General features: G+C 71.6%; 18 protein-coding genes and 2 pseudogenes. 9 read left to right on the top strand and 11 right to left on the bottom strand.

What is annotated here, in order from left to right; genetic code table 11:
• Positions 1-164: 164 nt before the first annotated feature.
• A complete protein-coding gene (locus OG299_RS03115) occupies positions 165-905 on the bottom strand; it encodes an SDR family oxidoreductase (RefSeq protein ID WP_327364439.1) in 741 nt (246 codons plus the stop codon).
• A gap of 114 nt (positions 906-1,019) precedes the next feature.
• On the opposite strand from OG299_RS03115, the gene OG299_RS03110 reads away from it, so the two are divergent.
• From OG299_RS03110 to OG299_RS03100, 3 genes are all read left to right on the top strand, one after another.
• Positions 1,020-1,514, top strand: a complete 495-nt coding sequence (locus OG299_RS03110) for an RrF2 family transcriptional regulator (RefSeq protein WP_327360364.1) — start codon at positions 1,020-1,022, stop codon at positions 1,512-1,514.
• A gap of 91 nt (positions 1,515-1,605) precedes the next feature.
• On the top strand, positions 1,606-1,992 hold the full coding sequence (locus OG299_RS03105) for a VOC family protein (protein WP_327360363.1): 387 nt from the start codon (positions 1,606-1,608) through the stop codon (positions 1,990-1,992).
• 106 nt (positions 1,993-2,098) lie between these two features.
• The gene (locus OG299_RS03100; RefSeq protein ID WP_327360362.1) at positions 2,099-2,875 is read left to right on the top strand and encodes a polysaccharide deacetylase family protein; all 777 of its coding nucleotides are present in this window, start codon (positions 2,099-2,101) and stop codon (positions 2,873-2,875) included.
• A gap of 50 nt (positions 2,876-2,925) precedes the next feature.
• Here OG299_RS03100 and OG299_RS03095 read toward each other — a convergent pair whose 3' ends face one another.
• Positions 2,926-3,549, bottom strand: a complete 624-nt coding sequence (locus tag OG299_RS03095; RefSeq protein ID WP_327360361.1) for a TetR/AcrR family transcriptional regulator — start codon at positions 3,547-3,549, stop codon at positions 2,926-2,928.
• A 101-nt stretch (positions 3,550-3,650) separates the two neighbouring features.
• Between OG299_RS03095 and OG299_RS03090 the strand changes: the two genes are divergently transcribed.
• Positions 3,651-4,685 carry an aldo/keto reductase gene (locus OG299_RS03090; protein WP_327360360.1) on the top strand — a complete coding sequence of 345 codons (1,035 nt, stop codon included), beginning with the start codon at positions 3,651-3,653 and terminating at the stop codon, positions 4,683-4,685.
• A gap of 19 nt (positions 4,686-4,704) precedes the next feature.
• Here OG299_RS03090 and OG299_RS03085 read toward each other — a convergent pair whose 3' ends face one another.
• Both OG299_RS03085 and OG299_RS03080 read right to left on the bottom strand, forming a co-directional pair.
• Complete coding sequence (locus tag OG299_RS03085) at positions 4,705-5,109, bottom strand: hypothetical protein (protein WP_327360359.1); 405 nt, start codon at positions 5,107-5,109, stop codon at positions 4,705-4,707.
• A gap of 424 nt (positions 5,110-5,533) precedes the next feature.
• Positions 5,534-6,802 (bottom strand): YhgE/Pip domain-containing protein, encoded by a 1,269-nt coding sequence (locus tag OG299_RS03080; protein ID WP_327360358.1) that lies wholly within the window; start codon positions 6,800-6,802, stop codon positions 5,534-5,536.
• Between the two features lie 248 nt (positions 6,803-7,050).
• Here OG299_RS03080 and OG299_RS03075 point away from each other — a divergent pair, with 248 nt between their 5' ends.
• Positions 7,051-7,668 (top strand): TOPRIM nucleotidyl transferase/hydrolase domain-containing protein, encoded by a 618-nt coding sequence (locus OG299_RS03075; RefSeq protein ID WP_327360357.1) that lies wholly within the window; start codon positions 7,051-7,053, stop codon positions 7,666-7,668.
• 170 nt (positions 7,669-7,838) lie between these two features.
• Complete coding sequence (locus OG299_RS03070) at positions 7,839-8,624, top strand: DUF4190 domain-containing protein (protein ID WP_266637513.1); 786 nt, start codon at positions 7,839-7,841, stop codon at positions 8,622-8,624.
• A gap of 20 nt (positions 8,625-8,644) precedes the next feature.
• Here OG299_RS03070 and OG299_RS03065 read toward each other — a convergent pair whose 3' ends face one another.
• The 3 genes from OG299_RS03065 to OG299_RS03055 form a co-directional block, all read right to left on the bottom strand.
• On the bottom strand, positions 8,645-10,159 hold the full coding sequence (locus OG299_RS03065) for a class I adenylate-forming enzyme family protein (protein WP_327360356.1): 1,515 nt from the start codon (positions 10,157-10,159) through the stop codon (positions 8,645-8,647).
• An 88-nt stretch (positions 10,160-10,247) separates the two neighbouring features.
• The gene (locus OG299_RS03060; protein ID WP_327360355.1) at positions 10,248-11,867 is read right to left on the bottom strand and encodes an alpha/beta hydrolase; all 1,620 of its coding nucleotides are present in this window, start codon (positions 11,865-11,867) and stop codon (positions 10,248-10,250) included.
• Positions 11,868-12,100: 233 nt separating this feature from the next.
• Entirely contained in the window at positions 12,101-12,673 is a 573-nt protein-coding gene (locus tag OG299_RS03055) for a TetR/AcrR family transcriptional regulator (RefSeq protein ID WP_266637507.1), read from the bottom strand.
• A gap of 123 nt (positions 12,674-12,796) precedes the next feature.
• Between OG299_RS03055 and OG299_RS03050 the strand changes: the two genes are divergently transcribed.
• Together OG299_RS03050 and OG299_RS03045 are read left to right on the top strand one after the other, a co-directional pair.
• Positions 12,797-13,246, top strand: a complete 450-nt coding sequence (locus OG299_RS03050; protein ID WP_327360354.1) for a nuclear transport factor 2 family protein — start codon at positions 12,797-12,799, stop codon at positions 13,244-13,246.
• Between the two features lie 105 nt (positions 13,247-13,351).
• Entirely contained in the window at positions 13,352-14,188 is an 837-nt protein-coding gene (locus tag OG299_RS03045) for a hypothetical protein (protein ID WP_327360353.1), read from the top strand.
• Between the two features lie 348 nt (positions 14,189-14,536).
• Here the strand turns inward: OG299_RS03045 and OG299_RS03040 are convergent.
• Together OG299_RS03040 and OG299_RS03035 are read right to left on the bottom strand one after the other, a co-directional pair.
• Positions 14,537-15,004: pseudogene (locus OG299_RS03040) on the bottom strand (carboxylesterase family protein); the annotation flags it as partial.
• A gap of 13 nt (positions 15,005-15,017) precedes the next feature.
• Positions 15,018-15,608, bottom strand: a complete 591-nt coding sequence (locus OG299_RS03035; RefSeq protein ID WP_327360352.1) for a peptidase dimerization domain-containing protein — start codon at positions 15,606-15,608, stop codon at positions 15,018-15,020.
• Between OG299_RS03035 and OG299_RS03030 the strand changes: the two genes are divergently transcribed.
• Positions 15,598-15,741 carry a hypothetical protein gene (locus OG299_RS03030; RefSeq protein ID WP_327360351.1) on the top strand — a complete coding sequence of 48 codons (144 nt, stop codon included), beginning with the start codon at positions 15,598-15,600 and terminating at the stop codon, positions 15,739-15,741. The two genes, OG299_RS03035 and OG299_RS03030, sit on opposite strands and share 11 nt — an antisense overlap.
• A 97-nt stretch (positions 15,742-15,838) precedes the next feature.
• Here the strand turns inward: OG299_RS03030 and OG299_RS42655 are convergent.
• Both OG299_RS42655 and OG299_RS03025 read right to left on the bottom strand, forming a co-directional pair.
• A pseudogene (locus tag OG299_RS42655) lies at positions 15,839-16,345 on the bottom strand (M20/M25/M40 family metallo-hydrolase); the annotation flags it as partial.
• 86 nt (positions 16,346-16,431) lie between these two features.
• The gene (locus OG299_RS03025) at positions 16,432-18,063 is read right to left on the bottom strand and encodes a carboxylesterase/lipase family protein (RefSeq protein WP_327360350.1); all 1,632 of its coding nucleotides are present in this window, start codon (positions 18,061-18,063) and stop codon (positions 16,432-16,434) included.
• Positions 18,064-18,279: the final 216 nt, after the last annotated feature.

Genomic DNA, 18,279 nt, shown 5'->3' with positions numbered 1-18,279 from the left:
GCTCGGCCCTGTTGGCTGATCGTTTCGGGCGTCGGCCGGGTTCCGGGGGTTCCTGGAACGGAGGTTTGGCTGGAACCGGCGGGTCGGAACGGGGGGCAGAAGAAATCGCTTGCCTGCCCCCCTCGTGCTGTGACTGGGCACGTTCGCCGGGGCGTCGGGGCCCCCTAGCGTCGGCCGTCGAGCCAGTCCTTGTAGTGGGTGGGGGCCAGGCGTGCGTCGGGGCCCGCGACGAGGACGTCGCCGGCGACCGCCGCGAACATGCCCGCCTCCGGGTCGGTGACAACGGTGCGCTGCTCCTGCCGGGCGGACAGGGTGAGGCGGCCGAGCTCGTCCAGCGTGAAGACGTCGGGGCCCGCGACGTCGACGGTGCCGTTCAGCGGCTCGGCGGTGGCGACATCGGCCAGCGTCTCGACCACGTCGGCCGTCGCGATGGGCTGGATGGGCGTGGCGGGCAGCCGGACGGTGTGGTCGTCGGCAGTCCAGGACATGACCGCGTCCATGAATTCGAAGAACTGGGTGACGCGCACGATCGAGTACGGGGTAGGCCCGGTGCGCAGCAGGTCCTCCTGGAGCGCCTTCGCGCGGTAGTAGTCCAGTTGCGGCACCTGGTCGACGCCCACGATGGAGAGGACGACCTGATGGCGGACCCCCGCGCGCTCGCCCGCCGTCAGAAGGTTCCCCATGGTGGTACGGAAGAAGTCCGGGGAGGCTTCGTCGAACGTGGGGGAGTTCGTCACGTTGACGACCGCGACCGCGCCTTCCAGCGCCTGGCCGAGCCCGGCACCGGTGAGCAGGTCGACCCCGCTCGACAGGGATGCGCCGACCACCTCATGTCCGGCCTCGCGGAGCCTGGAGACGAGCTGGGAACCGATCAGTCCGGTGCCGCCGATGACCGTGATCTTCATGGCCGTGCCCTTTCCCTGGGCCGAGTGCCGCGACCGGTCGCGCATGCAAACTCGGATAAGTCTTGTCCGAGATGATACTCGGATATTCTGGGTCCGAGTCAAACGGGAGGGTGAATGAAGCTGTCCGGTGGCGTGGAGTGGGCGCTGCACTGCTGCGTGGTGCTGACCGCGGCGACCGAGCCGGTGCCGGCTGCCCGGCTGGCGCGGCTGCACGACGTCTCGCCCAGCTACCTCGCCAAGCAGATGCAGGCGCTGTCCCGGGCGGGCATCGTCACGTCCGTCCAGGGCAAGACGGGCGGGTACGCCTTGACCAGGGCCGCCTCCGAGATCACGGTGCTGGACGTGGTGCAGGCCGTCGACGGGGCGAGTCCGGCGTTCGTGTGCACGGAGATCCGCCGCCGGGGCCCGCTGGGGACCCCGCCCCAGGACTGCACGAAGCCGTGCGCCATCGCCCGCGTGATGGCCGCCGCCGATGCCGCCTGGCGGGCGTCCCTGCAGGGGGTCTCCGTCGCCGACCTCGTGGGCTCGGTGGAGCGGGACAGCGGGCCCGAAGCACTGCCGGCCGTCGGGGCCTGGCTGAGACTGGCCAAGGCCTCCGACGGCACCTGACACGGCAAGGGCACACTTGTCAGGCAAACACCGGGCCCCTCGAGTGCATCGCGACCCGGTGGCTCAGGCCCGAGACCCCGGAGAGCATCCCATGAAGATCCACCGGACCAGCGTCTTCGTCGACGACCAGGAAAAGGCCCTGCGTTTCTACACGGAGGTGCTCGGCTTCGTGAAGAAGCACGACGTTCCGCTGGGTGAGGACCGTTGGCTGACCGTGGTCTCGCCGGAGGCTCCCGACGGGACCGAGCTGCTGTTGGAGCCGGCCGGCCATCCCGTGGTGAAGGCGTACCGGGACGGGCTGGCCAAGGAAGGCATTCCGCTCGCAGCCTTCGTCGTGGACGACGTACCCGCGGAGTTCGAACGGCTGCGCGAGCTCGGCGTGCAGTTCGCCCAGGAGCCGCTCGAGATGGGCGCGGTCACCACTGCGGTCCTGGACGACACCTGCGGCAACCTGATCCAGATCCTGCACAGCAAGTAAGTGCCCCGTATCGGCCGATCGGAGGAACGAGGCCCCCGAACGCGTGACCTACCCTGGATCGGAAACGTGAGATCCGGGGGCCGAGCGCAAAAGGAAGAGCGCGTCCATGGGCATCATCATCCATTCCGTACGTCGTCGGCGGGCGGGATTCGCCGTGACGGGGGCCGTCCTCGGCCTTCTGGCGGCAGCCGGTACACCGGCGCTCGCCGCTGCGGACGGCTCGGCGGGCCGGTCGTCGGCCACCTCCGGGTCCGCCCGGGGCGCCACCCCGATCCCGGCGGGGATCTCGCGGGTGGCCCAGGGCCCGGGCCACAACGTCGCGATCACCATCGACGACGGTCCGGACCCCCGCTGGACTCCGCAGGTCCTCGAGGTGCTGAGGAAGAACCACGTCAAGGCCACCTTCTGCATGATCGGAACCCGCGCGCAGGAGTACCCCGCGCTGGTGCGCGAGATCGCCGCCGACGGGCACCAGCTGTGCGACCACTCCGTCGACCACGACGTGACGATGGACCGCAAGCCCGTCGCCTATCAGCGGCAGCAGATCCTGGACGGCAAGGCCATGATCGAGAAGGCCGTGCCGGGCGTGGCCGTGAACTACTACCGTGCGCCGGGCGGTGCCTTCACCCCCGACAGCCGGGCGATAGCCACCGCCAGCGGGATGCGGCCGCTGGGCTGGAGCGTGGATCCCAAGGACTGGAGCCGGCCGGGCCTGCCGGCGATCGTCGCGGCGCTGGAGGGCAAGCTGCCGCAGCAGCCGACCGTCCTGTTCCACGACGGCGGCGGCGACCGCAGCGAGACCGTCGCCGCGCTCAAGCAGTACCTGCCCTGGCTCACCGCCCAGGGCTACACCTTCACCTTCCCGGCCCGTACCACCCCGTAAGGACTCCCTCGGTCTCGGAGCCCGGGATCCCATCCACGGCAGCGGTACCGCTACGCCTCCCGTACGTACGCCCCCGCACGCGCCGCCACTGCCGCGGCCGTCGCGCAGCGATCGGCGGCGGCCTCGTCGAGCGGGAGGGCGGTGGTGAGGAGGCGGTGGTAGAGCGGGGCGGACGCCGCGCGGATCACCTCGTGCGCGTCGGTGCCCTCGGGTACCTCACCACGGACGGCGGCCTGTTCGACACACGGCGCCCACTCCTCGACGCGGGCGGTGTAGAAGCCGTACAAGGCCTCCGCCGCCTTCGGGTCGCAGGTGCCGGCCGCGATCACCGCCTTGAACAGGGCTCCCTGCCGGGGGTCGGCCAGCGTCTGCTGCACCAGGCGGGTGTTGGCCCTCAGGTCCCCGAGCAGTGAGCCCGTCTCCGTGCGCGGGACGGACTGCTGTGCCATGTCCAGCAGCAGATCGGTCACGAGACCGGTGACCGTGCCCCAGCGGCGGTAGACGGTCGTCTTCCCGACCTCCGCGCGGCGCGCGATGTCCGTGAGGTCCAGATGGGCGAAGCCCTGCTCGGCCAGGACGTCTTCGGCGGCGCGCAGCACCGCCGCCCGCACCCGCGCCGTCCGCCCTCCGGGCCGGGTGGTCCCCGGGTCGGACTCGGCGTCCGCAAACTCCATAACGGGACTCCTGTTCCATTAGCCGTCGCGCCTTGTTACGCTCGTGGCATCTTAACGGAACCGCAGCCCCATTAACTGCGGGCGGGAGAGGCGGATTCGGCATGGAGTACAGGCGACTGGGTACATCCGGGCTTCAGGTGCCCGCGCTCAGCTTCGGCGCAGGAACCTTCGGCGGCCGGGGACCGCTCTTCGGTGCCTGGGGCAACACGGGTGTCGAAGAGGCGCGCCGCCTCGTGGACATCTGCATCGACGCGGGGATCACCCTGTTCGACACCGCGGACGTCTACTCCGACGGCGCGTCGGAGGAGGTGCTCGGGGCCGCTCTCAAGGGGCGTCGGGACCAGGTGCTCATCTCCACCAAGGCCGGCCTGCCCACGGGCGACGGCCCCGGCGACGCGGGCACCTCACGATCCCGCCTGATCACCTCGGTCGACAGCGCCCTGCGCCGCCTCGACACCGACCACATCGATCTCTTCCAGCTGCACGCCTACGACGCCGGCACCCCCGTGGAGGAGGTGCTGTCCACCCTGGACGACCTGGTCCGGGCCGGGAAGATCCGTCATCTCGGCATCTCCAACTTCTCCGGCTGGCAGGCGATGAAATCCCTGGCCACCGCCGACCGCCGCGGCCGCGAGCGCTACGTTGCCCACCAGGTCCACTACTCCCTCGTCGGCCGCGACTACGAATGGGAGCTGATGCCGCTCGGGCTCGACCAGGGGCTGGGTGCGATCGTCTGGAGCCCCCTCGGCTGGGGCCGGCTCACCGGCAAGATCCGCAGGGGTCGGCCGCTGCCCGCCGGCAGCAGGCTGCACGACACGGCCGACTACGGTCCGCCGGTGGAGGACGAGTACCTCTACCGCGTGGTCGACGCCCTGGACGAGATCGCGGAGGAAACCGGGAGGGCGATCCCGCAGATCGCCCTGCGGTGGCTGTTGCAGCGGCCGACCGTCTCCTCCGTCATCGTCGGTGCCCGCAACGAGGAGCAGCTGCGCCAGAACCTCGGGGCAGTGGGCTGGGCGCTCACCCCCGACCAGATGGCCAGGCTCGACGCGGCGAGCAGCCGGCCGGCCCCGTACCCGTACTTCCCGTACCACCGACAGGAGGGCTTCGCCCGGCTCAACCCGCCGGTGGTCTAGGCCACTGCGTTCGGACGATTCAGTTGACGACGGGGCCGGACCGGGGATCGGGGCCGACCCAGCCGCCGTAGTCGATGTCGTCGCGGAGGTCGCTAGAGGTGCCGGTGTCGCCGCCCGTGGGGGGTTCGGTGTCGCCGCCGGTGGCGGCATCGGTGTTGCCGCCCTCGGGGGGCTCGGTGTCGCCGCCCCGCGCGCCACCACCGGCAGGGGCCTTCGTCAGGGCGGCGGCGCCCTTGGAGATCTTTGCGAGCTTGGAGTACTTGAGGAGCTTCAGCGGGCCGGGGTCGTCGGCGTCGGTGGTGACGTGTGCGGGTGCGGCGCTGGGGGCGGCGAAGGCGGTGGTGCTCAGCGAGACGCCTCCGGTGGCCAGGGCGCTGGCGATCATGAGGGCGGGGACGATGCGTCGGGTCCTGGTGACGGCCATGGGAGAGGGTCCTTACGGGGGTCGAGGGGGGCCGGGCTCCGGGCGGGGCGAGGGGCGCTGTCTGCATCGCCGTGCCGTCGTCCGGGCTTCCATTGCGCCCCGGTCGGGCTCCCCGGTCACGTCACGGAAAGTCGGGACTGGACAATCCGGCGCCCGGGGACCCGCTTCCCGAGCCCTCCCGGACCGGATCGTGCGGCCGGCGCAACCGGTCCATCATGGAAGAGGCAGGCCGGAGCGTGGTGCGACCACTGCGCGTGCGCGGGACGTGCGCGTCAGGCGGGAGGTGATCCCATGGAGATGAACATGGACGAATCGCGCAGGGCTTGGGCCATGATGCTCGGCATCCTCTTCGTCATCCTCGCCAACCTCACGGCGATCGTGCTGATGAACACCGTCGGAAAGTGACTGCAGCGGCTTCACCGGGTCAGGCGGGCTGCGGGGTGAGGCGCTTGTGCCCCTTGCGGTCGTAGTACATGGTCATGGCGAAGCCGAAGAGCAGCGCAAGGACGGTGCCGACCGCGATCATGATCCAGGAGCGGGTGAGACCCGCATCGCCGCGGGCGTCGAAGTACAGGATCGCGCGCACCCCGTCGCTGAGCTGGCGCATGGGCTCGAAGTGGGACAGGAAACGGTAGAAGCCGGGGACGGCCTGGAGCGGCACGGTGGCGCCCGACGAAGGCAGGCCCAGGACGATGAACACGAACATCGACACCAGTTGGCCGATCCCGCCGAACGCGGCATTGATGGCCTGCACGCCCAGGCCGACGGCGAGGGCCGCGCAGTACGAGTAGATCCACAGCAGGGGCAGGTGGGACGCGTCCATGCCGAGGATGCCGACGCAGGCGACGAGGACCAGCGAGGCACTGAGGAGCGTGATGCCCGCGGTCATCACCATCTTCAGCAGCAGCGTCTGGGTGCGGCTGATCGGCACGGTGGGGCGGCGGGTGTGCCACGGGCCGATCTCGTTGTCCGCGTAGCCGAGGGCGGTGTCGACGCCGTTGCTGATCACGTTGCCGCCCATGAACCCGGCGAGCACGAGCAACAGGGTGTAGTAGAAGGCGGTCAGGCCGAGGCCGCTGTGGACGCCGATCGGGTGCCCGACCTGGGTGACGACGTTCACCGGGTCGGCGAGCAGCAGCTTCGCGGTGGGGCTCGCCTGCGCGCCGACCGCTGCCGAGAGCTGTCTGCCGATGGCCTGGGACGACTGGTGCGCGGCCTTGGTCGTGATCTGACTGGCGAGGGAGGAGCCGAGGCTGCCCTTGCCGGGGTTGGTGAGCACGGTGATCGTCGGCGCGCGGGTGGCTCCCTGCGTGGTGAGGGCGGTGACGTCGTCCGTGAAGCCGGCCGGGACGATCAGGGCGCCGTAGACCTTGCCGGAGTCGAGCTGGTCCTGGGCCTGGGCACGGGTGAGCCTGCGCCACTCGGCCTTGCCGCCCCCGCTGTCGGCTGCGAGGGCGGCCGTGACCTGTGTGCCCAGGTTCTCCTTCTGCCCGGGCGGCGGCTTGCCGCTGTCGTCGTTGACGAGGGCGATGGGCAGGTCGCGCAGGTCCCGGTTGGGGTTGACGATGCCGCCCATGTACAGGAGGGACAGCAACAGGGCGAGCAGCCCGGTGAGGACCGTGGGCACCAGCCACAACTGCGGGCGGCGCAGCAGCGTCGCGGCAGTGGCCTGAGGGGCGGCGGGCTCGGCCATGGTTCTCCGTGGGTTCGGGCGGTGCGAACGCCGCACAGCGGGTGAGGTGGGCCGAACGGGTGATGCCGTGGCGACCGTACGAGAGGCCAGCATGCGGCCCGTACCCGCGCGGGCCGTCGCACGCCTCGCGTTCCTCCCCCCGTTGCAGTACGCGTACGGCAACGGGTGGCGCGCGAACTCCCGCGGCCCCGGGCGGCGCCGGGCAATATTCCGTGCGGTGCCGGTCCGTGGACGTGCAGACTTGCTCCATGGCGGACATATGGGCGTTCCGGGACGCAGTCGACCGGTGGGCGGCCGGCGGTCCCGGTGGACCGGCGAGTGATCTGGCCGTGCAACTGGGGCTGCGGACGGCGGTTCTGCTGGAAGGGCTGAGCGACCTTGCGGCCGTCGAGGCGCTGTCCGCACGGCGCGGCCGGGACCTCGCCGCGGAAGGGGTGTGCGTCCTGTCGATGGGCGGGGCGATGAACGTGGGGCGCTACGCCGGACTTCTCGGGCCGCCCGGCCTTGGCCTGCGCCTGACAGGACTGTGCGACGAGCGCGAACAGGGCTACTACGACCGCGCCCTGAAGCAGGCCCAGGCGGCGGGCCCGGATTTCTTCGTGTGCGTGGCGGACCTGGAGGACGAGTTCATCCGCGCGCTGGGTACGGCGCGGGTCGAGGAGATCATCCTGGCCGAGGGCGACCTGCGTCCCTGGCAGACGTTCCTGCGCCAGCCCTCCCACCACGGCCGGCCCCGGCAGCAGCAGTTGCGGCGCTTCCTCGGTACGAAGAAGGGCCGCAAGATCCGCTACGGCCGTCTCCTGGTGGAGGCCCTCGACCCCGGACAGGTACCGGCCCCGCTCGCAGACCTGTTCAGGAGCCTGTGACCGACGCGCGCCCCGACCTTCCAGGCCCACGCCGAGGTCATGGCCGCGCACCCGGGTGTGTTCCGTTCGATCCGGTCCGAGCGCTGCGCCCATCGGACCCCCGAACCGGTGTTGTCATGCCCTGGCTGTAAGTTGCTGCTTCACCCTCTGTGCAAGGAGCACCCACACGCATGTCCATACCGCCGCAGCCGCCGTCGTCCCCCGAGCCCTACCCCCAGTCGGGACCGTACGGACAGCCGGGGCAGCCCGGGCCGTACGGCGGCCAGCAGGGCTGGTACGCGCCGCCCCCGATGTCGCAGAAGACCAATACGCTGGCCATCGTGGCGTTCGTCATGTCGGTCGTCTGCGGGGTACCGCTGGTCCCGCTGATCCTCGGCATCATCGCCCTCTCCCAGATCCGCGACCGCGGCGAGAAGGGCAAGGGCTTCGCCATCGCGGCCATCGTCATCCACAGCCTGGCCATCGCGTTCTACGCGATCGTGCTGGTCCTCGGATTCTCCGGAGCACTGGGCGACGGCCCCGCGCCGAAGCGCGACACCAGCGGCCAGGCCACCACCCCGGGCTCCGTCCGCGTGGAGGACATCCGCAAGGGCGACTGCTTCAACACGGGAGGCAAGCTGGCGGAGTACGACGACGAGGACGGCGGTGACGCCGGCTTCAGGGTGAAGATCGTGCCGTGCGGCGAAGCCCACGAGGGGGAGGCCTACAGCGTCTTCAACCTGGACGGCGGGGCGTACCCGGGCAAGGACAAGGTCATCTCGATCGCCGAGGAGAAGTGCGCCGGCCCGGCGCTCACCGGTTACGTGGGCACCGACGCGAAGCTCGCGGAGACGCTCGAGGTGTACTACTACTACCCGCAGCCCACCACTTGGATCCGCGGCGACCGAGAGGTCACCTGCTTCATCGGCGACAGCAGCGGCTCGAGCACCGGCTCGCTCCGCGCCGCCGGTTCCTGATCCGCAGCCGTGGGCCCGGGCTACCGGGTGGCGGGTGCAGGACCCGGTCCGGCAGCCCGCGTGCGCAGCAACCGCTTGTCCGGCTTGCCGCCGTCGGTCAGGGGAAGGGCCGGCTCCCAGAAGACGGTGGTCGGCCGGTGCGCCGGTGACAGCGCCTCGGCCGCCAGCAGGCATGCCTCCGCGGCCGTCGCGCTCGTGGGAGGGTGACCCGGCGCCGGCACGAGGAAGGCGCACACCTCCTCGCCGGTGAGATCGCTGACCCGGCCCACCACCGCGGCCTCGGCCACCGCGGGGTGCCGGGTCAGGGCCGCCTCGACCGGACCGCAGTAGATGTTCACACCGTCCACGATGACGACGTCCTTGACCCGGTCGTCGAGGTAGAGGTACCCGTCGGCGTCGAAGTGGCCGAGGTCCCCGGTCCCGAGCCATCCGCCCCGCACCACCTGGGCCGTCAGGCCGGGCTGGTTCCAGTAGCCGGCCATCACCATCGCGGACCGCACCCATACCTCTCCGGTACGCCCTTGCTCCGACTCCGCCCCGTCCTGGTCGCGCACCCGCACGTCCACACCGGGCGCGGGACGGCCGACGGACCCCAGCAGGTACGGCCGGTCGCTCGCCCCCGCGTCGTGATCGGTCGCCGACAGCCTGCAGATCACCCCGGCCTCGTTCATCCCGTAGCCCTGCCGCCATCTCGTCCGCGCACCCCAGCGCGTCAGCGCCTGCCGCAGCCGCTCCGGGTGGATGGGAGCGTTGCCGTACGACACCTGGACGAGCCCCGGCACGCCGTCGGCGGTCGTCGGGTCGTCCAGCAGCCGGTACACCATCGAGGGCGTCAGGTACGTGGACACGGGCCCCAGGCGCCGGCAGGCGGTGGCGAACTCCCTTGCGCCGAAGGGGCCGAGGATCTCCACCCGGCCTCCCTCACGCAGGTGTTCCAGGCACCGGCCCCCGGAACGCTGCGCGAGCGAGGTGACCGACAGGTAGACCGACTCCGCAGGACCGCCTCCCTTGCCGCGAGTACCGCTCCGGTCCGCCATTGCGGCGAAAGTGGAGGCCACCCCCTTGGGCCGGCCCGTCGTGCCGCCGGTGTACGTCACACGCGCCACGTCGTCCTCACGCGCCTGCAGGGGAACCGGCCGGACTTCCCGGGCGCGGGCCCGTCGCAGCAACGCCTCCAGCCCGATGCGCGGAACCCCTGTGTCCGGCACCGGGCTGTCGTTCACCACCACGACCGGCGCGCAGTCGCGCAGCAAGAAGTCCAGGCCGTGGGTGGCGGGGCCGACGATCACCTGGGTCAACCGCGCGCCCAGCACGTGCGCGGCCAACCGGACGAGCAGTACCTCGGGCCGGTTGCCGCTGACGCAGGCCAGCCCGGCCCCGCGCCGCACCCCCAGCTCCCCGAGGACGCCCGCCAGCCGGTACGTATCGGCCAGCACCTCGGAGAATCCCGCGACCACGGGGCCGGCCCCGATCGCGGGCCGCCCCGCGTTCCGTTCCAACGCGCCGATCAGGTCGGCGACATACCGTGCAGTCATCTCCACCGCCACCGCATCGAGGCCCGTCCCGTCAGTGTTCCGCCCGGCCGCAGCCCCGCTCGGAGGCCGGCGCACACGGGCGGTGTGCTCAGCGCAGGACGGGGATCACATCGCGCGTTTCGTCGACCTCGATGCCGGTGGTACGGCGGGCGAGCGCTTCCGGGGGCGCCTCGTCCGCACAGACGGTGCCCCGTGCAGGGAGCGTCCTGGTGGCGAGGTAGTCCGTGACGAGTGCGCTGACGCATGTGCTCCGGTTGTAGGCGGTGTGTCCTTCGGCGGCGAAGGTCAGCAGCCGTCCGTTGTCCAGCGTCCCGGCGAGGGCCACGGCGTCCTGGTACGGGGTGTCCGGGTCCCCGGTCGTACCGAGGACCAGGATCGGGGCGGAACCGGCCGCCCGGTAGGAGCCCTCGTAGCGGCTCGGGCGCTCGGCCGGCCACTGGGCACAGGTGGGTGCGTGGTTGTGGTCGTACGTGGGCGGCCCGAGGCCGATGGGGGGTCCCAGCAGCGGAGCGGCGGCGACGTGGGCGCCGACCAGCGTGCCCAGGAGCAGACGGCTGGTCGGGTAGACGCGGTCGGCGCACTCGACGGCCATGTTGACGTTCAGGAAGTCGAAGGACGCGGGGGAGGGCGGTGACAGCAGGAACGAACCCTGGTGCGCCTGGGCCGCCCGGAGGGCCTGTCCCAGGTAGGGCCAGATCTCCTTGCCCGCGTTGATGTTGAACATCAGGCGGTAGGCGAGGGTGTAGCCGGTGGCCGGGCGGCCGCTCGCGGTGATGACGGGGTCGGCGTCCAGCGCCCGCTTGAGTTCCTCGAAGGCCTGCCGCGGCCGGCCGTCTCCGAATCCGCAGGCACCCGCGTTCTGCGCGCACCAGTCCAGGAACCGGCCGACCGCCGCGTCCAGGGCGACGAACTGCCCGGCGTCGTAGGCGTACGGCACGTCGGCGTAGCGATGCGGATCGTAGGCCCCGTCCAGGACCATGGCGCGCACGCGCCGCGGGAACTGCGCGGCGTACACGGTACCGACGTAACTGCCGAAGGAACGGCCGTAGAAGGAGAGCGTCTCCTCACCGAGGGCCTGGCGCAGCAGGTCGATGTCCTTGGCGTTCGACCCGGTGCCGACGAACGGCACGAGGTCTCCGGACCGTTCCCGGCAGGCGGTGGCGAAGTCCAGGCCCTGCCGGACGGCGGTCTGCAGGGCTCCCGGCCCGGGCACGCCGCGCGCGGCGTCGACGGCGGCGGAGTACTCCTTGTCGTTCCAGCACTCCACCTGTCCGCTGCGCCCCACGCCGCGCATGTCGTACCCGACGACGTCGAACGCGTCGCGGAGGGAGGCGGGGAGTGCGTCGTAGCTGTCACGGGCGAAGTCCACACCGGAGTTGCCGGGTCCGCCGGGGTGCAGCAGCAGGACACCGGTGCGGTGAGCCCGGTCGGCCGCCAGCCGCCGGGTGACCGCGAGCGGGATCGTACGCCCGGTGGGCCGGCGGTGGTCCAGGGGCACCAGGGCGGTCGCGCACTCGAAGCCGCCCCCCGGGTCATCGGCGCCCGCTCCGTCGCAGGGACCCCAGGACAGGACGGGAACGGGCGGGGCCGCGAGGTTCGTCGCCGTGGCGGCCCCGGGCGCCCCGAGGAGCGCGGTGACCACGATCAGGACGAGGGATATCCCCCACGCCACTCGTGTGCGGGGGCCATCGGCCGAACGGGTCTGCATGCGGCGATCCTCCGTCATGGGTCTTGCGGAACGGGCGACAACGCAGCCGCTGGCTGCCGCCGGTGTGCGGCCCACCAGGAGTTGATTCCTCCTTACCACCAGGAGGTGACCCCTACTCCCCCCAAGGGAGGCGTTCGGTCTGCAACCAGGGTGGTACGCACCCGGAAAGGGCCCGCCCCGACCCAGGCCCGGCCGCGGTGTGTTCCGTTGCCCACCACCGGCGGCGTTGCCGGTCAGCGTGGCCGCAGGCCGTCGAAGACCACCTCGAAGATCCGCTCCCGGGCCGCCGGGTCCGTGCCGAGCTGCTCCAGCATGGCCCCGGTACCGACCAGCAGGGCGAGCAGCTCCGGCAGGCGCAGCTCCGGGCGGACCACCCCGGCCTGCTGGGCCTCGGACAGCAGGCCGGCCAGCCGGGTCTGGATCTCCCTGGTCGGCTCGTGCAGCGACGCGTGCACGTCCACACCGGCCGCTGCGAGCGCCTGGGCGAACTCGTTCTTGCCCGCCGACTGCTCCACCACCAGGCGGAAGCAGGCGAAGAAGGCCTCGGCCGGATCGGCCTGAGCCGCCAGCTGCGCGGTCATGGCGGCGATCGCCTCCAGCCGGCGCACCATCACCGCCTCCAGCAGCGCCTCCTTGGTGGGGAAGTGCCGGAAGACCGTGCCGACCCCGACCCCGGCGGCCCGGGCGATCTCCTCGGTCGGCACGCCGACGCCGCGGGTGGTGAACACCTCCGTGGCGACATCGAGCACCCTGGCCCGGTTGCGGGCGGCGTCCGCCCGCAGCGGGCGCTCCTGAGCGCCAGTCATCCCTCTTCTGCCTTCCTCTGCATGCGGCGAAAGAACGTCTGGACAACCGGAGTTGCCAGTCCGTATCGTTGGAAACGGAGCCGCTAGTCCGATTCTAGTGGCTGATCCCGCCGGAGGTTGATCATGCCCGAAACGCTGTCACCGCGAGAGGTCTTCCACGAGCTGCTGGAGCGCATCGGCGAGGGGCGGTTCTCGGAGCTCGCCGAACTCTACGCAGAGGACGCTGTCGTGGAGACCGTCTTCGAGCCGGTCGGGCCGCGCCGGTTCGAGGGCCGGGCCGTGCTCGAAGCGCGGTTCGCACAGGTCGCCGCGAGTACGCCCGTGGGGCTGACCCCGGTGAATGTGGTCGTCCGGGAGACCGATGACACGGAGGTGGTCGTTGCCGAGTGGGACTACCGGGTCCACCACCGCGTGACCGGGCGGACCTTCGAAACCGCCAACATCCAGGTCCTGCGGGTCCGCGACGGCCTGATCGTCGGCAGCCGGGACTTCCATGACCACCTGGCCCTCATCGTGGCCGGCGGCCATCTGCCGCAGCTGGTGAAGGCGTTGGAGGGTGAGCGGCCCGAGTAGGGCGGTCCGCCAGGACTGCCCGGACACGTGACATGCGTTCGACCAACGCGGTGAGCCGGCGGGCTCACGCCCGGAACCGGGGGCGCCGGAGGCTAAGGTCGGCGGGTGAGCCAAACCGAAGGGCGCTCCGGGGGAGCGGGACCATTCACCACCCGGCTGACCTGGCACCCCGTGGAAGGGGGCACGGCGGTCTGGGAGTCCCGCCCGGCACGCAAGCGCGGTCTGATCACCGTAACGGCTCCGGGCGAGCCCGAGTCGCGTCCCCGAAGCGCCGACGGCGTGTCGGTCGCCCGCCTGCGCAGGCTGAACACCGTCGCCGCCCTGGCTTTCACCGTCGGCGGGGCCCTCTTCGCCCTCGGGGCCTGGGTCGCCCAGTTCGGCTCGAGCGGCGCAACGGGCGCCTGGATCTACTTCGCCGGCGGCCTGTTCTTCAACACCGGCGGCTACGCCTCGCTGCTCCAGGCGATCAACGCCCCTCGCCCGGAGGCCGGAGGGGGCCCGCCGACCGCCCGAGCCTGGGCCTGGTGGAGCTACGAGCCCTACCGGATCGACTGGCTGAGCACCTTCGTGCTGTTCGTCGGCACCCTGGTGTTCGGCATCAACCTGCTGAGTTCCCTGCTGCACGGGCTCTCGCTCCAGCAGGTGAACAGGCTGATCTGGGCCCCCGACATGGTGGGGTGCACCCTGTTCCTGATCTCGGGACACCTCGCACTGCTCGAGGTCTGCCATGGCCGGCCGGCCGTGCGCGCCCGCGACCTCGGCTGGTGGATCGTCGCGATCAACCAGCTCGGCTCCGTCCTCTTCCTCGTCTCGGCACTGGCGGCCTTCACCCGCCCCGCCACCGGAAGTCCGGTGAACGGGGACATCGCCAACTGGGGCACTCTGACGGGGGCGCTCTGCTTCTCGGCCGGGGGAATCCTCCAGCTCTTCGAGCGCCCCTGAAAGGTGGCCCGGAGGGCTCCGCCCGCAGGTTTCGCCCCGCGTGCGTTCACGTCCGTGCCTCGTCAGAGTCCGCAGTTCTTGCGCCAGATCCGGCGGGATGCCGGGAGCGGGTCCTCGGCGAGGGTCGGTTCGACGTCCCAGATGCGGGTCGTCGGGCGGTCCGCCGTGAACGGGGGCCAGCCGGGATCCCCCGAAGTGGCGAACGAGATCCACGAACGAGGTGATCGCCTCGGGGGTCGTCCACTTCGCCGGGTCGGCCCGCATCGCGGGCAGGGCCACGTCCTGTACGGACAGCAGGGCTTGCGGGGGTACGGAGGCCAGCTGATCGAGGCCCTTGCCGAGCGCTTCCGCGGTCAGGGAGGCGATGCGCCGAGCCTCCTCCTCGGGCAGGAACCGCCCGGCCGTGCTCTGGACGATGGCGCGGCGGAACAGGCCGCGCGCGGCGGGAGCGGACAGCAGGGCTGCGACGGAGGCGCCTCCGCCGGACTCGCCGAAGAGCGTCACGTTGTCCGGGTCGCCGCCGAAGGCCGCGATGTTCTCGTGCACCCACATGAGTGCGGCGGCCTGGTCGAGGAAGCCGCGGTTGGCGGGCGCCCACGGAACGTACCCGAACCCCTCGAATCCGACGCGGTAGTTGAACGTCACCATGACCACCCCGCCCCGGGCGAGTACCTCGCCGTCGTAGCCGGGATCGGCGCAGTGGCCCGACTTCCACCCGCCACCGTAGATCCACACCATGACCGGCAGCCGGTCGCCGGCAGCCGTGCCGGCGATCTTGCCGGCCGAGGTTTCGATGACGACGCCGGCGACGCCCATGGGTGGCACCCTTCTACGTGGAGAGTCTGAGGACCGCGTCGAGCAGGCATTGCCCGCCGAACATCAGGTCGCTGATCCGGGTGTGCTCGTCAGGCGCGTGGATGAGTCGCATGATGTCGGCGTCGCTCGCCGAGGGAAAGAATCCGATCACCTTCGTGTCGGGGAACGCGCGGGCGTCCGTGGCGGCCGGATTGATGTACGGCAGGACCCGCGCACCCGGCTCGTGGGCGGCCACGGTGGCGCCCAGCACCCGCAGGATCTCCGGTTCGTCGTGGACGCGGTGGCTCACCCTGCCGTGCAGCAGCGATACCTCCACCTGGTCGCCGACGGCCCGCTGCACCTCCTGCGCCCACCGGTCGGGCAGCTCGCCGGGCAGCAGTCGTCCGTCCAGCACCGCGCTCGCCTCGACGGGCACCACGTTCTGCCGCTGCCCCGCGGACAGCATGGTGGGGACGGCGGTGTTGTGCAGCCCGGCGACGACGAAATCCCGCAGGACGGGATCGATGGGCAGGCTGTTCGCCCGTGCCCAGTCCGGGTCCTCCAGCAGCCGCTCGATGGCCTCTGCGGCTGCGCCCGGGTGCAGGTCCGCCAGCGTGCGCAGCATCCGGCGCGCGGTCGGGTGCACCACCGTCCCGGGGGCGTACGCGCGCAGCCGCAGCAGTGCCTCGGCCAGGGTGAAGACCGACGCCTCCGAGCGCGGGACGGAGGCGTGCGCCCGCCCGGACCGCGAGCGGTGACCCGCATCCGGGCGCTGCCCTTCTCGGCCACCTGGACGGTGTAGACGGGGCCGCCGGGAGTGACGAACCGCTGGCCGCCGCCTTCGTTGAACGCGAACTCGGCCTCGACGAGACGGCGGTGGTTCTCCCACAGCCAGTACGCTCCCAGCCGGCTGCCGGCCTCCTCGTCGGCGGTGACCACCAGCAGCACGTCGCGGCGCAGCGGTATCCGGTGTCCGGCGAGGAGTTGCACGATCAGGAGGCTCGCGGCGATCTGGCCCTTCATGTCGAGCGCCCCGCGGCCCCAGACGCGGCCCTCGGCCACCTCGCCCGAGAAGGGCGGACGGCTCCAGGCCTCGGGCCGGGCGCCGACCACGTCGGCGTGGCCCAGCAGCATGAGCGGCGGTTCCCGCCCCGACCCGGGCAGCCGGGCGACGAGGTCGGCCCGTCCGGGTTCGGATTCCAGGACGGAGTGCGCGATGCCGGAGCGGGACAGCTCGCGGGAGACGTACCGGGCGAGGGCGATCTCCCGGCCCGGCGGGTTCGAGGTGTCGAGCCGGATCAGGGCCGAGAGGTGGCCGACGAGGTGTCGTTCCTGGTCGGCCCAGGAGAACGGCAGGGCCATGGGCTGGGGTGGGGCGGACACGTGCACCCTCCGGAGTGCTGGGGGACTGCTCCGGCCCGGCCCCGTGACAGGGCCGGGCCGGGCGGCTAGGACGCCGAGGGCTGGCGCAGGCGCCGCCAGTATCCGGCGAGGTCGTTCGTGGGGGCGGTGACCGAGTCCAGGCTCATCGTGGTGCGGGAGTCCCGTTCGTACCGCTGCCAGTTCGGCATGGCCTGGTGGTTGGGATCGCCGTTGCGGATGAACGAGATCCATGCGGCGTGCACGGTCGAGGCCAGACCCTCACTGATCCGCGGGTCGAGCCCCGTCAGGAAGGGAGCTTGTGACCACTTGTCGAAGTTGTCGAAGACGAAGGGCAGTTCCAGGCAGTGCGCCGCCGCCAGCCGGCCGCCGTGCGCGGGCGTGGGGAGGTCGAACTGGTACGCCCACACCGGACGTTTGCGGGCCGCCGCCCGCCGTCCGGCCAGTGCCAGGCCCGGCATGCGGAACAGGTCGTCGCTGATCAGGTCCATGAGTACGTCCACCGGACGGGCGCCCGGCCGGGCCTCCTCGTACGCGCTGTATGCCTCGGCAGCCCGGTTCCCGAAGGTGTCCCGTGTTCGGGCGAGCACCTGGTCCTTGGTCGCGGCGGCGTACGTCGGGTCGAGGGCGAAGGCGAAGTTGGCCTCCTCCCGGGTACAGCCGATCAGGATGTCGATGTCCGCCCCGGGACCGCTCAGCAGCAGCTCGGAGGGGTGGCGGTCCAGCGTCACCTCGTCGAGCACCGGCAGGAACGGCGTCGACCAGTACCCCCACCGTCCGGTGCGCTTGAACATCTCGATGGTGGCGCCCATCAGCTGCTGCCAGGGCAGGGTCCGCAGCTGGGCCACGTCCTTGGCTCCGAGGATGTCGAGGAAGGTGGCGCTGCGCTGCAGAGACTCCGTACGCGTGGGGATCTGCAGTCCGAGGGGCGGGCTCTGGAGGATGGCGCGCCGGAAGAGCGGGCGGCCCTGGGGCCGGGCGCCGGCCAGCGCCGCGACCGACAGGGCGCCGCCGGACTGGCCGGCGAGCGTGATGTTGTCCGGGTCCCCGCCGAACGCGGCGACGTTGTCCCGTACCCAGCGCAGTGCCGCGAGCTGGTCGGTGAGCCAGAAGTTCCCCCCGGCGCCGTCCTCGCCGAAGTAGAGGTATCCCAGCGGCCCGAGCCGGTAGTTGACGGTCACCACGACGAGGTCGCCGTCGCGTGCGAAGGTCTCGCCGGAGTAGATGGGCAGTGAGCCTGATCCGGAGATGAAGCCGCCGCCGTGGATCCAGACCATCACCGGCCGCTTGGCGCCGTCGGCCTGCGGGGTCCAGACGTTGAGCGTGAGGCAGTCCTCGTCGAAGGGGGGCGAGCCGTGGGTTCCGAGTACCTGGTCGCCCCCTTCCCGGTAGAGCTGCGGCGCACTGGGGCCGAACGCGACGGCGTCGCGCGTTCCCGACCAGCCGGGATGGGGCTGGGCCGGCCGCCAGCGCAGGGCGCCGACCGGCGGCGCCGCGTAGGGCACGCCTTTGAAGACGGTGAGACCGCCCTCGACGACTCCGCGCAGCCGGCCCGCGGGCGCGTCCACGACGGGCGAGGGCTCGTCCGCTCGAGGGGCGGCCTGCGCCGCGTGCCCGGCCGGAATCCCGGAGAACAGCGCGGCACCGGCCAACACAGTGCCGTTCTTGAGGACTTTGCGTCGCGATGGATCGTCGGTCATGGTGCATCACTCCCTGACTGATCACGGGCCCGCCCGCCGCATCGATATGGCGGAGGTTTGACGACCGCAAGTGTTACGGCATGTCTGTGAGTGGGGTCAAGGGTGAGTGCGTCTCGCCGCTCGATATCTCGCGAACTATTGACGGCCGTCTCAAGTGCGCGATAGACACGTGTCACCCTCCACGGCACCCCATCGGCAACACCCGGTCCACCAGGG

It is taken from the genome of Streptomyces sp. NBC_01296, from assembly GCF_035984415.1.
GTDB lineage: Bacteria > Actinomycetota > Actinomycetes > Streptomycetales > Streptomycetaceae > Streptomyces.
The sequence above is the reverse complement of the archived record's forward strand: the minus strand, read 5'-3'. Positions and strand labels throughout refer to the sequence as shown.